At 68.3% G+C, this 15,063-nt stretch carries 15 protein-coding genes and 1 tRNA gene; 6 read left to right on the forward strand and 10 right to left on the reverse strand.

The genetic code is table 11. From position 1 onward, the window contains the following. Positions 1-97: 97 nt before the first annotated feature. The 5 genes from rimM to ffh all read right to left on the reverse strand — a co-directional run bounded on the left by rimM (position 98) and on the right by ffh (position 4,299). Positions 98-625 carry a ribosome maturation factor RimM gene (gene rimM / locus J2X52_RS13720; RefSeq protein WP_310154380.1) on the reverse strand — a complete coding sequence of 176 codons (528 nt, stop codon included), beginning with the start codon at positions 623-625 and terminating at the stop codon, positions 98-100. Between the two features lie 38 nt (positions 626-663). After that, entirely contained in the window at positions 664-936 is a 273-nt protein-coding gene (gene rpsP, locus J2X52_RS13725) for a 30S ribosomal protein S16 (protein ID WP_159679338.1), read from the reverse strand. Positions 937-1,029: 93 nt separating this feature from the next. After that, positions 1,030-1,851, reverse strand: a complete 822-nt coding sequence (locus J2X52_RS13730) for an aminotransferase class IV (RefSeq protein ID WP_310154385.1) — start codon at positions 1,849-1,851, stop codon at positions 1,030-1,032. After that, positions 1,848-2,918: a nitronate monooxygenase gene (locus J2X52_RS13735; RefSeq protein ID WP_310154388.1), complete on the reverse strand. Its 1,071-nt coding sequence runs from the start codon at positions 2,916-2,918 to the stop codon at positions 1,848-1,850. Before J2X52_RS13735 ends, J2X52_RS13730 begins: the two co-directional genes overlap by 4 nt. Before the next feature lie 4 nt (positions 2,919-2,922). Next, positions 2,923-4,299, reverse strand: coding sequence for a signal recognition particle protein (gene ffh, locus J2X52_RS13740; protein WP_310154390.1), 1,377 nt, complete (start codon positions 4,297-4,299; stop codon positions 2,923-2,925). A gap of 126 nt (positions 4,300-4,425) precedes the next feature. Between ffh and ccsA the strand changes: the two genes are divergently transcribed. From ccsA to J2X52_RS13770, 6 genes are all read left to right on the forward strand, one after another. Then, on the forward strand, positions 4,426-5,214 hold the full coding sequence (gene ccsA, locus J2X52_RS13745) for a cytochrome c biogenesis protein CcsA (RefSeq protein WP_310154391.1): 789 nt from the start codon (positions 4,426-4,428) through the stop codon (positions 5,212-5,214). Between the two features lie 33 nt (positions 5,215-5,247). Then, positions 5,248-5,973, forward strand: coding sequence for a hypothetical protein (locus tag J2X52_RS13750; RefSeq protein WP_310154393.1), 726 nt, complete (start codon positions 5,248-5,250; stop codon positions 5,971-5,973). A gap of 107 nt (positions 5,974-6,080) precedes the next feature. Further along, positions 6,081-6,539, forward strand: coding sequence for a MarR family transcriptional regulator (locus J2X52_RS13755; RefSeq protein WP_310154395.1), 459 nt, complete (start codon positions 6,081-6,083; stop codon positions 6,537-6,539). A 2-nt stretch (positions 6,540-6,541) separates the two neighbouring features. Beyond that, the gene (locus J2X52_RS13760) at positions 6,542-8,044 is read left to right on the forward strand and encodes an efflux transporter outer membrane subunit (protein WP_310154397.1); all 1,503 of its coding nucleotides are present in this window, start codon (positions 6,542-6,544) and stop codon (positions 8,042-8,044) included. After that, positions 8,041-9,237: an efflux RND transporter periplasmic adaptor subunit gene (locus J2X52_RS13765; RefSeq protein ID WP_310154399.1), complete on the forward strand. Its 1,197-nt coding sequence runs from the start codon at positions 8,041-8,043 to the stop codon at positions 9,235-9,237. Before J2X52_RS13760 ends, J2X52_RS13765 begins: the two co-directional genes overlap by 4 nt. Before the next feature lie 81 nt (positions 9,238-9,318). Then, positions 9,319-10,893, forward strand: a complete 1,575-nt coding sequence (locus J2X52_RS13770; RefSeq protein ID WP_310154402.1) for a DHA2 family efflux MFS transporter permease subunit — start codon at positions 9,319-9,321, stop codon at positions 10,891-10,893. 30 nt (positions 10,894-10,923) lie between these two features. Here J2X52_RS13770 and J2X52_RS13775 read toward each other — a convergent pair whose 3' ends face one another. The 5 genes from J2X52_RS13775 to ispH all read right to left on the reverse strand — a co-directional run bounded on the left by J2X52_RS13775 (position 10,924) and on the right by ispH (position 14,865). Then, entirely contained in the window at positions 10,924-11,535 is a 612-nt protein-coding gene (locus J2X52_RS13775; protein ID WP_310154406.1) for a hypothetical protein, read from the reverse strand. 97 nt (positions 11,536-11,632) lie between these two features. Continuing rightward, positions 11,633-12,193: a hypothetical protein gene (locus tag J2X52_RS13780; RefSeq protein ID WP_310154408.1), complete on the reverse strand. Its 561-nt coding sequence runs from the start codon at positions 12,191-12,193 to the stop codon at positions 11,633-11,635. Between the two features lie 53 nt (positions 12,194-12,246). Next, the gene (radA, locus tag J2X52_RS13785) at positions 12,247-13,635 is read right to left on the reverse strand and encodes a DNA repair protein RadA (RefSeq protein WP_310154411.1); all 1,389 of its coding nucleotides are present in this window, start codon (positions 13,633-13,635) and stop codon (positions 12,247-12,249) included. 167 nt (positions 13,636-13,802) lie between these two features. After that, positions 13,803-13,878: transfer RNA gene (locus J2X52_RS13790), tRNA-Thr, on the reverse strand. Between the two features lie 36 nt (positions 13,879-13,914). Further along, complete coding sequence (gene ispH, locus J2X52_RS13795) at positions 13,915-14,865, reverse strand: 4-hydroxy-3-methylbut-2-enyl diphosphate reductase (protein WP_310154414.1); 951 nt, start codon at positions 14,863-14,865, stop codon at positions 13,915-13,917. Positions 14,866-15,063: the final 198 nt, after the last annotated feature.

Genomic DNA, 15,063 nt, shown 5'->3' on the forward strand with positions numbered 1-15,063 from the left:
GTCACCTGCGGTCGCATCGCGCAGCGCGTGAGGTGCCTGCAGACGCAGCAGTGTATCGACGGCCACCGTGGCCGTTTCGAAGGCGTGGCGCACCGCCCTAAAAATCGGGATCCCAGTCCACCGTCACCAGCGCGGTGTCGAAATCGATCGACACGATGTAGTCCGGCAGCACGAAGGGAATCATGCGCTCGCGGTCGCCCTGCGCGACGAGCACGTCGTTGGCGCCGGTTGAGAACAGATGCGAGACGACGCCGAAGTCGACGCCTTCGACGTTGCGCACGCGCAGGCCTTCAAGATCGACCCAGTAGTACTCGCCAGGTTTGGGCGGCGGCAGCGCCTCGCGCGGCACGAAGACTTCGAGCCCACGCGTCGCTTCGGCGCCATCGCGATCCTCGACACCCGGCAGCGTCGCGACGACGCCCTTGGGCGTTTCGCGACCCTTCGCGCCTTCGCACTCGCGCTCGATGCCGCGCGCGTCGCGCAGCACCCAGGGCTGGTAGCGGAAGATCGCGCTACGCGGCTCGGTGAAGGATTCGAGTTTCACTTCGCCACGCACGCCGAACGCGCCATGGACCTTGCCCACCTGGATCATCCGGCGGGTAGGTTGGCGCGTCGGGTCGTTCATGTCGAAAGCGGCCGCGCCCGGAACGCGCGGCCCGTCAATCAGGCAGCGGCAGTCGCGGTCGCAGCAGCGACCTTGCCGGCATCCTTGTACAGGGCGCGGACCTTGTCGGTCATCTGCGCACCCTTGGACACCCAATGGTCGACGCGCGCGGTGTCGAGGACGATGCGCTGCTCGCCACCGGTGGCGACGGGGTTGTAGTAACCCACGCGCTCGATGTTGCGGCCGTCGCGCGCACTGCGCGAGTCGGTCACGATGATGTGGTAGAACGGACGCTTCTTGGCGCCGCCGCGCGTCAGACGGATCTTGACCATTGCTTTGCTTCCTGTGTTGCCCAGTCGCCAGGGTGGCGAGGTAAGCCGGCGATTATAGCGGAAACCCCCGCCTGCTCGGCAAGCCGGGGCCGCTCAGGGCCACAGCGGGTCCCACGGCACGGCCGCCAGAATGGCTTCAAGCGCCCCCGGCACGCGCGGTTCACCTGTGAATGACCGCCCGTCGATCGAGCCCAGTGGCCACAGGCCGCTGCTGTTGCAGGCGAACGCCGCGCCGACACCTGCGCAGTCCACGAGTCGAATCCGCTCGATCCGCTGGGACATGCCTGCGGCCTCCAGCCCGGTCCGCAGCAGACCTTCGGTCACGCCCCGCAGCGCATCGCCATCGGGCCAGATGACGCCACCTTCGGCATCGACGAAGCCGATGTTCCACAGGGCACCTTCGAGCACGTAGCCTGCGTCATCGACCAGTAGCGCATCGTCGAAACCCGCTGCGCGCGCGGTGCGGCGGGCACGCAGCAGTGGCAGCGTGGCGAGGTGTTTTAGATGCGCCAGTGGGCGCTGGTGCCGGCAGCTCTGCAGACGCTGCGGCGCCGTGGGCGCGGTGCGCGGCGGGGACAGTGCGACCAGCAGCACCACCTCGGCGGAATCGCCCCGCTCCACCGCGGCAATATCCAGTGCGCCGACCGAAACCCGCAGCGTGGCGTCGTCGATCTGCGCGGCCCGTAGCGCCGATGCAAGCTCGTTTCGGATGCGTGCGGCCGGCAGCGCGCCGCCGAAGAGTTCGGTGTTGGCCGATTGCAGTCGCGCCAGATGGTGCCCGAATCCCTGCACCGCGCCGCCGCGCACCTGCATCGTCGACAGATGGCCGTAGTTGGTCTGCAGCGCAGACAGCGTGGCCGTATCGGCGGGCCGGCCGTCGATCCAGAGACTGGTGGCCGACGCGATGCGATTCACAGCAGCGCGTCAGCCGTGCGCCACCAACCTGCGACCAGCTCAGCCGCAGGACGCGCCTGCGCAGACGCAGCGGATTGGCCGGCCCAGGCCTGCATTGCATCGCTCCGGCCTTCGCGCACTGCGGCCGCGCGCATCGGCGCAGTCAACGCGCGTTGCACGGGATAGGGCTGCGGCCACGGTGCATCTTCGGACGCGGCTGCGCGCACGTAATCCGTTGCCAGCGCGCGGCCGAGCCGGCCACTGAACGCGCGGGTTGGCCAGGTCTGTTCGGGTTCCGCCGAAGCCAGCGCCTCGGCCCAGGCCGGTGCAATGCCGGCCTCCGGCGTGCGCAGGAAGGCGGTGCCGATCTGCACCGCGCTCGCGCCGAGCGTCAGCGCCGCGGCGATGCCGCGCCCGTCGGCGATCCCGCCCGCGGCGATCACCGGCACGCGCAGTGCATCGGCCAGTCGCGGTACCAGCGAAAACAGGCCGACCAGCTGTGTGTCGGCCTTCGCCGCATCGAAGGCACCGCGATGTCCGCCGGCTTCAAAACCCTGCGCCACCACTGCGTCGGCGCCGGCGGCTTCGGCGGCGAGCGCTTCGTTGAGCGTCGTCGCGCAGGCGAACCAGGCGATGCCTGCGGCCTTGAGCTGGGCGACGAACGGCGCCGGAAACACGCCCATGATCGACGAGGCCACCGCTGGCTTCGCGGCGAGGAGCGCATCGCACTGCGCATCGAAATCGGCTGGCGTCGCATCACCTGCCTCCGCAGGCACGGCCGGCCCCCAGTGCGCGAGAAACGCACGTGTCGCAGCTTCGGCCGCGGCATCGCGTACCGGCGCGGGATCGGGAATCCAGAGATTGACCTGGGCGGGTCCGCCACCCGCCGCGCGCAGATCGTGCATCCACGTGCCGAGGTCGTCGGGCTGCGACAGCACCGCGCCCATGGCGCCCATGCCACCGGCTTCGATCACCGCGCGTGACAGCGGGACCGGGCAGGCGCCGGCCATCGGCGACAGCAGCACCGGCAGACGCAGCCCGAAGCGCGAACAGAAGGCGTCGCTGCGCTGGCGGGCTGCGGAGGTCACGCAATCAACGGAACGGCATCCGGCCGCCGCCCATGCCGCCCATCATCCCCTGCAGGCCGCGCATCATGCCCTTCATGCCGCCGCGGGCCATCTTGCCCATCATCTTTTCCATCTGCATGTACTGCTTCATCAGCTTGTTGACCTCGGCCGGCGTGGTGCCTGCGCCTGCGGCGATGCGCGAGCGGCGCGAGCCGTTGAGCAGGTTCGGGTTGCGCCGCTCCTTCTTGGTCATCGAGTTGATGATCGCGATCATCCGTGGCACTTCCTTGCCCTGGCTGACCTGCTGCTTGAGGTGCTCGGGCACATTGCCCAGGCCCGGCAGCTTGTCCATGAGGCTGCCAATGCCGCCCATGTTCTGCATCTGCTCGAGCTGGTCGCGCATGTCGTTGAGGTCGAACTTCTTGCCCTTGGCGACCTTCTCGGCGAGCTTCTGCGCCTTGTCCTTGTCGACCTGCCCCTCGACCTGCTCGACCAGCGACAGCACGTCACCCATGTCGAGGATGCGGCCAGCGACACGCTCGGGATGGAAGACATCGAGACCGTCGACCTTCTCGCCGGTACCGACGAACTTGATCGGCTTGCCGGTGATGTAGCGCACGGAGAGCGCTGCGCCACCGCGGGCGTCGCCATCAGTCTTGGTCAGCACCACGCCGGTCAGCGGCAGCGCTTCGCCGAAAGCCTTGGCGGTATTGGCGGCATCCTGGCCGGTCATCGAGTCGACGACGAACAGGGTTTCGACCGGATTGACCGCGGCATGCAGCGCCTTGATCTCGTCCATCATCGCTTCGTCGATCGCGAGGCGGCCGGCGGTGTCGACCAGCAGCACATCGATGAAGGACTTCTTTGCCGCGGCGATCGCCGCGCGCACGATGTCGACCGGCTGCTGCGAGGAATCCGACGGGAAGAATTGCACATCGACCTGTTCGGCCAGCGTCCTGAGCTGCTCGATCGCCGCCGGACGATAGACGTCGGCCGAGACCACCATGACCTTCTTCTTGCGCTTTTCCTTGAGCAGCTTGGCGAGCTTGCCGACCGTGGTGGTCTTGCCCGCGCCCTGCAGGCCGGCCATCAGGATGACCGCCGGCGCCGGCACGTTGAGGTTGAGCTCGGTCGCCTGCGCGCCCATCACCGCGGTCAGCTCGTCGCGTACGACCTTGATCAGCGCTTGGCCCGGCGTCAGCGACTTGAGCACTTCCTGGCCGACCGCACGCACCTTGATGCGCTCGATCAAGGCCTGTACCACCGGCAGCGCGACGTCGGCTTCCAGCAGCGCAATGCGCACTTCGCGGGTGGCCTCGCGGATGTTCTCCTCGGTCAGACGACCGCGGCCGCGCAGGCGCTCCATGGTGCCGGACAAGCGCTGGGTCAGGGACTCGAACATACGGAACTCGATGCGGCGGAATACGGCCGCCGATTATAGCCCGCGGCCCCGAGTGGCCTGTGCTCTCGACTCCCCCGGCAACGCGCGACGCTGCCAGGAACGCGCCGGGCGTGCGACACTCGCGCGATGACAATCGTTCTCATCGCAGCCCTGCTCTATCTGCTGGCGGCCGCAGCGCTCGTGCGCGGCGTCGGGCGCGAGCCGGCGCCCGCCAAGCTGTGGTGGGCCGCACCGGCGCTCGGTGCCATTGCGCTGCACGTCACGGCGCATCTACTGGTGTGGCGCGATGTGGGCGCGGAGCTGCATTTCTTCGCTGCGCTGTCTCTCGTCGGCCTCGGCATGGCGGCGCTGACGGTGCTCTACGACGCGCGCGGGCGCATGGCGGCACTGGGCGTGATCGTGTTTCCGATCACCGCGCTCACCCTGCTCGGCTACGGCCAGGCCGCGCACCCGTCATCCGACACGCTCGACTGGCGCCTGCAGATGCACGCCTGGTTCGCGCTGCTCGCCTACGCCGCGCTCGCAGTCGCCGCGTTGCTCGCGCTGCTGCTTTGGGCGCAGGAGCGCGCGCTGCGCCGGCGCGAATTCCACCGCTGGCTGCGCGCGCTGCCACCGCTGACCGAACTCGAATCGCTGCTGTTCCGCACGATCTGGGTCGGCTTCGCCCTGCTCACCGCGACGCTGATCACCGGCGTTGTATTCGTCGACGATTTCTTCGCCCAGCACCTGATGCACAAGACCGTGCTCAGCGTGCTGTCGTGGCTGGCCTTCGGTGCCCTGCTGTTCGGCCGCTGGCGCCACGGCTGGCGCGGCGCCCGCGCGGTGGGCTGGACGCTCGCGGCGATGGCGCTGCTGGTGCTGGCATTCTTCGGCAGCAAGTTCGTGCTGGAACTGGTGTTGCGGCGCACTGTCTGAAGGCCGCGTTGTTTCAGGGTCAGGAGGATCCGGATGCACACAGGGACATTTGCGGCTGCGCTCGCATCGCTGTTCGGGCTGGCAGCCTCGCTGCCGGCGCACGTCGCCGAGGACGCGGCCAGGGCTTCACCGATTCACGGCCATATCGAATTCCTGTGGGAAGCGCCTGCGCGCGGCTCCGAGGCGCGGCCGGTCGCACTGGGGCTGCTGACGCGCCCTGACGCCCCGCATCTCGCCTGCTGGAAATCCGCCGCGTTTCCGCAGCGCGCGGTCGAGGTTCGACTGGAGATCGACGATGCGCATGGCCGTCATCCGTTGTGGGTCGGCACCGAGACCGGTGCGCCGTTGCATGTCGTGCGTTGCCGCGACATCGATCTCGCCGCGCTCGGGGTGGCACCGGGCATGCGGCGCGTGGTCCTGCGTTTCGATGGGCGGATCGCCGCGCAGGAGACGATCGAAGTCGCCGCCAGTCTCGCCACCGCGGCCTTCCATCGCGGCGACCGCAGCTTTGTCAACGGCCGCACGCCCTATCTGGCCGACATCGCGCCGGCGCACTACAGCGGACGCTTCGTCTGGGTGCTGACGTTCGGGCCCGACGGCCGGGTGATCGCAGTGGAGACCGAAGTCGCCGAAGGCCTGGCCGCGACCCGCCTGCGCGCTGCCGGCGAGGAAGCCGCGTGGCTGTACCGGATCGGCGCGGACCCGGGAAAACCCGAGCGCAAGCTGCGGCAGCCATACGATCTGCTGCCCGGTCACTGAGCAGGAATTCATGATCTGAATGGATGAAAAACCGCCCATCCAGACTCGAGCCGACACCCTGATACTTGCCTTGACAACAATTGCAGATGCGAGGAATATGCGTCGCCATGGACACCACCCGCCCCTGCGCGTCCGCCAGCGGTTCTTCGCTGGGCCTGCTGTTCCGGCAGGTCCGCGATGCCATGTGGGCGCGGATGGCCGATGAACTGTCGAACGCCGGCCACGACCTGAGCTTCAGCCAGTACATCACGCTGAAGAAGCTCGCCCTCGGTACCACCGGTGCGACCGAGCTGGCGCGCGCGGCCGAGCTCAATCCCGGCGCGATGACGCGGCTGATCGACAAGCTGATCGAGCGCGGCCTGGTCGAGCGGCATGCCGATCCCGGCGACCGGCGCGTGGTGCGCATCCAGCTCAGCGCACAGGGCCAGTCGATCTGGCGCGATATCGACCAGTGCGGCAACCGCGTGCGCGAGCGCGCGATGTCGGGCATGGACGAGGCGCAGCGCCTGCAGTTCATCCGCGTCCTTGAACAGGTTCGCGACAACCTCTCCTTCCCCGGACAGTGACCATGTCTCCTTCCACCACGCGCGCCCCGAGACGGGCGCAGGCCGCGCCGTTTCCGCTCCTCGCCGGGCTTGCCGCCGCACTGCTGCTTGCCGGCTGCGCCAGCAGCCACGGACTCGCACCGCAACTGACCGCCACCGACGCCGATACGCTCGCCAGCGCGCGCAGCCTCGGCGGCACTTCGCTGAGCGTGGCCGACTTTCCGCAGGCCGACTGGTGGACCGCATTTGCCGATCCGCAGCTTGATGCGCTGATCGATGAAGCCCTGCGCGATAGCCCGTCGCTGGCCGCGGCCGATGCCCGCGCCCGCAGCGCGCGTGCGCAGGCCGGGCTCGCCGATGCGCAGCGCAACCCGACGCTCGTCGCCAGCGCGCGCGTCAGTGGCCTGCAGTTGCCCGAGACCCTTGCGCCCGAGCCGCTGGGCGGCGACTTCCAGGCCAGCAACGTGCTGCTGTTGAACTTCGCCTGGGCGCCCGATCTGTGGGGCGGCCAGCGCGCCGCGTTCGAAGCCGCCGCCGGTCAGGCGCGTGCCGCCGAGGTGGACGCGCAGGCGGCGCGACTCACCCTGTCGGCGAACGTCACGCGCACCTATATCGCGTTGGCGCAGGCCTTCGACACGCAGGACGTCGCCGCGCGCGAACAGACGCGCGCGACCCGACTGCGCGACCTCGCCGCGCAGCGCGTCGACGCCGGTCTGGACAACCAGTTGCAGCTGCGCAACGCCGACACCTCGATCGGCATCGCGCGCCAGCAAGAACAAGCCGCGCAGCAGCAGATCGACGCGCTGCGCAATGCGCTGGCCGCGTTGCTGGGCAAGGGGCCGGACCGTGGCCTGGACATCGCACGTCCGCAGGTGCTGCAGGCCGCCGTACCGAACGTGCCGGCCGTGCTGCCGAGCGAACTGCTGGGCCATCGCGCCGACGTGGTCGCCGCGCGCTGGCGGGTCGAAGCCGCGGCGCGCGGCGTGGATGCGGCGCAGGCCGCGTTCAAGCCCAGCGTCAACCTCAGTGCGCTGGTCGGTCTCGCCGCCGGCAATCTGTCGGACCTGTTCGGCAGCGACGCCGCGCTCGGCCTCGGAGGTCCGGCGATCAGCCTGCCGATCTTCGATGGTGGCCGCCTGCGCGCGGGCCTGTCGCAACGCGATGCCGATTACGACCTCGCCGTCGCGAGCTACAACCAGACACTGGTGACGAGCCTGCGCGAAGTGACCGATGCGCTGCAGTCGGCGCGCGCCCTCGATGCGCAGATCGCGACCGTCAGTGACGCCACCGAATCCGCACGCCAGGCCTTCGCACTCGCCGACAGGCGCTACCAGGCGGGCCTCGGCAACCAGCTCGATGTGCTCGCTGCGCAACGCCCACTGTTTCAGCTCGAACAACAGCTCGCCGCGCTGCGCGCGCAGCGACTCGGCGCCGCGGTCGATCTCGACCGCGCGCTCGGCGGCGGTCTCGTGCCCACCGCCCCCACCTCTTCCATGCAGACCCACGCCGGGACGATCACGCCATGACTTCCGAATCCACTTCCGCCATCGCGACCGCGCCGCAGACGAACGGCAAGCGCCGTCGCGCGCTCGTGATCCTCGCCACCGTCGCCATCGTCGCCGGTATCGGCTGGGCCGCCTGGTATCTGCTGGTCGCGCGCTGGCACCAGGACACCGACGATGCCTACGTGCAGGGCAATGTCGTCAGCATCGTGCCGCAGACGATGGGCACGGTGGTCTCGATCGATGCCGACGAAGGCATGCGCGTCGAAGCCGGCCAGGCACTGGTGCATCTGGACCCGAACGACGCGCAGGTCGCCTATGACCAGGCCGTCGCCAACCTCGCCGGCACCGTGCGCCAGGTGCGCGGTCTCTACAGCAGCGTCGAATCCGGCCAGGCCGATCTGGCCGCACGCCAGGTCGCCGTGCGCCAGGCGCGTGAGGACGTGAAGCGTCGCGAAGGCCTGGTCGCCAGCGGCGCGGTGTCGCGCGAGGAACTCGCGCATGCACGCGACCTTCTGGCCGGCGCCGAAGCCGCCCTTTCGGGCTCCCAGGGCCAGCTCTCGCGCAGTCGCGCGCTGGTGGATGCGACCGAGATCGCCAGCCAGCCGCAGGTGCAGGCCGCCGCCGGCCAGCTGCGCCAGGCGTGGCTCAACCTGCAGCGCATGGCGATCGTCGCGCCGGTGTCGGGCCATGTCGCCAAGCGCGAGGTGCAGCTCGGCCAGCGCGTGGCACCGGGCAATACGCTGATGACCATCGTGCCGCTGGAACAGGTGTGGATCGAAGCGAACTTCAAGGAAACCCAGCTGACGAAGATGCGCATCGGCCAGCCGGTCGAAGTGCACGCCGATCTCTACGGTAGCGACGTGCGCTACGACGGTCGCGTCGCGAGCCTCGGCATGGGCACCGGCAGTGCGTTCTCGCTGCTGCCGGCGCAGAACGCCAGCGGCAACTGGATCAAGATCGTCCAGCGCGTACCGGTGCGCATCGAACTCGATCCCAAGCAGGTCGTCGAGCATCCGTTGCGACTCGGCCTGTCGATGCACGTCGATGTCGCCATCCGCGACCAGGACGGCGCGGTGCTGGCTTCGGTCGACGCGCCGCGCAGCACGCCACTGCTGTCGACAGACGCCTATGCGAAGCAGCTGGCGCAGGCCGACGCGCTGATCGAACGCACCATCGCGCAGAACCTGCCGCAAGGCGCGCTCGCGCGCCGCTGATCCCCGCATGGCGCGCTGCGCGCGCCCGCAGCACGGCGGCGTGCAAGCGCCGCGCCTTCCCCAACGGCACCGGATTTCCCCATGTCCACGACCACTGCCGACGCGCCGGGCGCTTCCGCCCCGGCCGCGCAACCTGCGTTTCGTCCGCCGAACCTCGCGCTGACGACGATCGGCCTCGCGCTGGCGTCGTTCATGCAGGTGCTCGACATCACGATCGCCAACGTGTCGCTACCGACGATCGCCGGCAATCTCGGCGCGAGCTCCAACCAGGCGACGTGGGTGATCACCTCGTTCGCCGTCAGCAACGCGATCGCGCTGCCACTCACTGGCTACATGACCCGACGCTTCGGCGAGCGCAAGCTGTTCGTGTGGGCGACGTTCGCGTTCGTTGTCGCCTCGCTGCTGTGCGGCCTCGCATCGAGCATGGGATTTCTGGTCGCCGCGCGCGCGATTCAGGGCTTCGTCGCCGGCCCGATGTACCCGGTCACCCAGGCGCTGCTGATCTCGATCTATCCACCCGCCAAACGCGGACAGGCGATCGCGCTGCTGGCGATGGTGACGGTGGTCGCACCGATCTGCGGGCCGATCCTCGGCGGCTGGATCACCGACAACTACAGCTGGGAATGGATCTTCTTCATCAACGTGCCGATCGGCATCTTCGCCAGTCTCGTCGTCGCGAACCAGCTGCGCGGCCGGCCGGAAAAACTCGAGACGCCGAAGATGGACTACGTCGGCCTGTTCACCCTGATTATCGGCGTCGGCGCGCTGCAGACGCTGCTCGATCTCGGCAATGAAGAAGACTGGTTCGAGTCGACCAAGATCGTCTGGCTCGGCATCACCGCGGTGATCGGCCTGGCTGTGTTCCTGATCTGGGAACTCACCGAGAAGGATCCGATCGTCAATCTGCGCCTGTTCCGGCACCGCAACTTCGCGTTCGGCACGATCGCGATGGTGCTGGGCTACTCGGCGTTCTTCGCCGTCGGCCTGCTGATACCGCTGTGGCTGCAGCGCAACCTCGGCTACACGCCGATCTGGGCCGGCTTCGCGACCGCGCCGATCGGCATCCTGCCGGTGCTGCTGACCCCGCTGGTCGGCAAGTACGCGACGCGCTTCGACCTGCGCATCCTCGCCAGTTTCGCCTTCATGGTCATGGCATTCACCAGCTTCCTGCGCTCGGGCTTCAATCTCGACGTCGACTTCCAGCACGTCTCGATGGTGCAGCTGTGGATGGGTCTGGGCGTCGCGCTGTTCTTCATGCCGGTGCTCACCATCCTGCTGTCGGACCTGGAGCCGCATGAGATCGCCGCGGGCTCGGGCCTGGCCACATTCTGCCGCACGCTGGGCGGCAGTTTCGCCGCGTCACTGACGACATGGGCCTGGAACCAGCGCAGCACGCTCCACCATGCGCAGTTGACCGAGCATATCCCCGCGCACGATCCCACGATGCAGCAGACGGTCACCGCGCTCGGTGGCGGCGACCTGCAACGCGGCGCGATGCTGCTCGAGCAGATGATCGCCCAGCAGGCCACGCAGATCGGCTTCAACGAGATCTTCCACCTGCTGGGGATCCTGTTCCTGGTGGTGATCGCCTTCGTCTGGATGGCGAAGCCGCCTTTCGCGGCGAAGGTCGGCGGCGCTGCCGCGGGCGGGCATTAGGCGCGCGCACGACTGCACGACGCCAGTGGTCTACCGCAGCTGCAGTCTGATTTCGAACGGCGCCAGCGCAGCGAGTGTCTCGATGTCCTGCACGCGCCGGGCCTTCAGATCCGCGACGAAATCACGTGCGGCGTCGCCATAGGCGCGACGACTGATCCCCACCATCGTCGTGCCCTGCCCGTCCGGCCCGCGGAAATAGCGATAGGCATTCCATTCGACGACGATGCCCGACGCGTCGGGTGCCGACATCAGGAAGTCGAGCAGCACTTCATCGCCGGCCTCGTTGACCAGCAGGTCGAAGTTGGCGACCGGGTCAGTGGCCTTGCGCGCGTTGATCAGCTCGATCATCGCGCGGACCGTTTGCGCGACATCCGCGCCGAGCGGCCGCACATCGATCACCACCATGCTGTCGTAGCGCTGCACGCGCTGGCCGGCCGGCACGTATTCCTGCTTGTAAAGCTCGGCGGAGGGATTGCTGGTCCATTGCAGCGCGAACTCGGTGTCGTCGAAGCGGATCGGACCGGGAACGCCGATGCGGTCGGCAATGTCTGCTGCCACAGCGCCGAACGGCACGCACAGCAGCACCAGCCAGACAGCCGCAGTCGCCCAGTGCCGCGGGCTGTTTACACGAAATCGGGGCATCTGCATCCGTCCTTGATGTCGACTGCGGCGGGACACCGCGTGATCAGCGTAAACGCGCAGATGACATCCCAGGGTCGGTATCTCCCGTGTCGACCCGTCAGGCAGCCGCCAGCAAGGCGATGCCGGACAGCAGACCCAGCGCGGCACCGCCGAGCACTTCCGGCCACGTATGCCGCGCCATCCTCAGCCGCGCCCAGCCCAGCAGCGGCAGCGTGGCCAGTGCGACGATGGACGCCGCAGGCAACAGCGCCCATGCGGCCACACCTGCAAACGCCAGGCTCGCCATGTGGAGCGACAGCTTGATCCAGCGGTTGGCGATACCGGCGACGCACAGCATCGCGACCGCGACGAGCACGCCGCTTGAGGTCGCCGACGCGCGGCCGCCCATCCACAGCCAGTACGCGCCGGCGACCAGCAACGCGAGTGCATACAACAGTGGCCGCTCCTGTCGGCGTGACGCATCGACGGTTTGCCAATGGCCGCCGCGGCGGCGCTGCCAGATGAAGACGGACACGATCGCGATCGCCACGCCGATACCGAGCGCGGTGCGGGCGAGCGATTCGGGATCGACGCGCCACGCGGCCAGCACCGCGAGCGCAGCGAGCACGACGAAGGGATGCAGGACGATGGAGACGACGCGCGCTGCGGTCTTCGTCATGGCAGTTTGGGACATCCTCCGATGTTAGCCGAGGCCTTGTCCGACGCGCCGCGTCAGATGTGTTCCAGCGCCTCGGCCAGGCGCTCCACACCGATGACCTCCATGCCCTTGAAGCTGCCGGTCTTGGGCGCGTTCGATTTCGCCACGATCGCGCGCTTGAACCCGTGCGTCGCCGCTTCGCGCAGACGCTCCTCGCCATTGGGCACGGGCCGGATCTCGCCGCTCAAACCCACTTCGCCGAACGCGATCGTCTTGTCCGGCAGCGGCGCATCGCGCAGCGACGACAGCACCGACAGCAGCACCGGCAAATCGGCCGCGGTTTCCTGCACGCGGATGCCACCGACGACGTTGACGAACACGTCCTGGTCGCCGGTCATGATGCCGCCGTGGCGATGCAGCACCGCCAGCAGCATCGCCAGGCGGTTGCCTTCCATGCCCACCGCGACGCGGCGCGGATTCGACAGCGGCGACGCATCGACCAGCGCCTGCACTTCCACCAGCAGCGGCCGCGTGCCCTCGCGCGTGACCATCACGCAGCTGCCGGGCTGCGGCGTGCTGCCGCCCGACAGGAAGATCGCCGACGGGTTCGGCACTTCCTTCAGGCCCTTGTCGCCCATCGCGAACACGCCGAGTTCGTTGACCGCGCCGAAGCGGTTCTTGAACGCGCGCATCACCCGGAAGCGGCTGCCGCTGTCGCCCTCGAAATACAGCACCGCATCGACCATGTGCTCGAGCACGCGCGGGCCCGCGATGCCGCCCTCCTTGGTCACGTGGCCGACGAGGAACACCGCGGTGCCGGTTTCCTTGGCATAACGCACCAGGCGCGCGGCGGATTCGCGCACCTGGCTTACCGAGCCCGGCGCTGCGGTCAGCGATTCGGTCCACAGCGTCTGGATCGAGTCGGCGATGATCAACTTCGGGCGCAGTTCCGACGCGTGCTGGAGGATGCGTTCGATGCCGGTCTCGGCGAGCGCATGCAGACCATCGAGCGACAACCCGAGCCGCACCGCGCGACCCGCCACCTGCGCCAATGATTCTTCGCCTGTGACGTACAGACCCGGCAACGTGCCGGACATCTGCGCCAGCGCCTGCAGCAGCAGCGTCGACTTGCCGATGCCCGGATCGCCGCCGACCAGGACCACCGCGCCTTCGACCAGTCCGCCGCCGAGCACGCGGTCGAACTCACCGATGCCGGTCGACACGCGCACGTCTTCGCCCTGCTGCACGTCCTTGAGCGCCATGACCTTGGGCGCGTCGAGCTTGCCGGCCCAACCACTGCGGCGCGACGCGGGCGAACTCGCCGCGGCCGCGCTTTCGAGCACGATCTCGGAGATCGAATCCCAGGCGCCACAGGCGCTGCACTGGCCCTGCCATTTGTTGAAATCGGCGCCGCATTCGTTGCAGACGAAGGCGGTGCGGGCTTTGGAGGCGGTCTTGGCCACTGCGTGCCTGCGGAAACGGAAGTCGCCGCAGCATAACGGAGCACCGTCGCAGCATTGGAGACCCGGCGTGGCTGTCGCGGCTGTGTCCGAAGTGATTCGGAGACTTCTCCGGACCACGAGGCCCGCGCACGAAAAAGGCGACCCGAAGGTCGCCTTTCTCTTGAACCTGGTGCCGGAAATAGGAATCGAACCTACGACCTACGCATTACGAATGCGCCGCTCTACCAACTGAGCTATTCCGGCTTGGGACGCGAATTCTAGGGAGCGCGGGGCCTGTGGTCAATCGACCAGTTGCAGGCGCAGTTCCTTCGGCAGGGCGAAGACCATGTTCTCCGGCTCCCCCGAGAGCTCACGCAGGCCGTCCGCGCCGAGTTCGCGCAGGCGGTCGAGCACGCCCTTTACCAGAATGTCCGGCGCCGACGCGCCTGCGGTGACGCCGATGTGGCGACGGCCCTCGATCCAGCGCGGGTCGATCTCCTCGGCGCCGTCGATCAGGTAGGCCTCCACCCCGTCGCGCTCGGCGAGCTCGCGCAGGCGATTGGAGTTGGAGCTGTTCGGCGAGCCGACAACCAGCACCAGGTCGCATTCGCGCGCGAGATCGCGCACGGCATCCTGGCGGTTCTGGGTGGCGTAACAGATGTCGTCGTTCTTCGGCCCCTGCAGCACCGGGAACTTCTCGCGCAGTGCTGCGATGACGCCGCGCGTGTCGTCGACCGACAGGGTGGTCTGGGTGGTGTAGGCGAGGTTCTCGGGCTGGTTGACCACGAGCGCGGCCACGTCGGCCTCATCCTCGACCAGATAGATCGAACCGGTGCCCGCCTCGGCGCGCCACTGGCCCATCGTGCCTTCGACCTCCGGGTGGCCTTCGTGACCGATCAGCACCACGTCGCGTCCAGCGCGGCAATGGCGCGCGACTTCCAGGTGGACCTTGGTCACCAGCGGACACGTGGCGTCGAACACCTTCAGGCCTCGACGCGCTGCTTCCTCACGGACGGCCTGCGAGACGCCGTGCGCACTGAAGATAACGGTCACGCCATCCGGCACCTCGTCGAGTTCCTCGACGAAGATCGCGCCCCGGCGCTTGAGATCCTCAACCACGAAACGGTTGTGCACCACTTCGTGACGCACATAAATCGGCGGGCCGAGCGTCTCGATCGCACGCTTGACGATCTCGATCGCGCGGTCGACGCCGGCGCAGAAGCCACGGGGATTGGCGAGGACGATGTCCATGAGATGCGCAGTTTACCGGAGGCCGCGGCTGCGAAACGGAATGGAGGCAGGACGGCGTGTCCGGCGGTTGCGCGCACAAGCCCCCCGCCCGGCGGCCAGCACGGTTCATATCTCGATCGGCTGCCGGCTTAAAGCCCTTCCCTGCGCGCGGGGGAGGTTGGGTGGGGGCAAAGCGGTTGGGACAGGAGATCGCCTTAT

The sequence above is a fragment of the Luteimonas sp. 3794 genome (assembly GCF_031456825.1).
GTDB lineage: Bacteria > Pseudomonadota > Gammaproteobacteria > Xanthomonadales > Xanthomonadaceae > Luteimonas.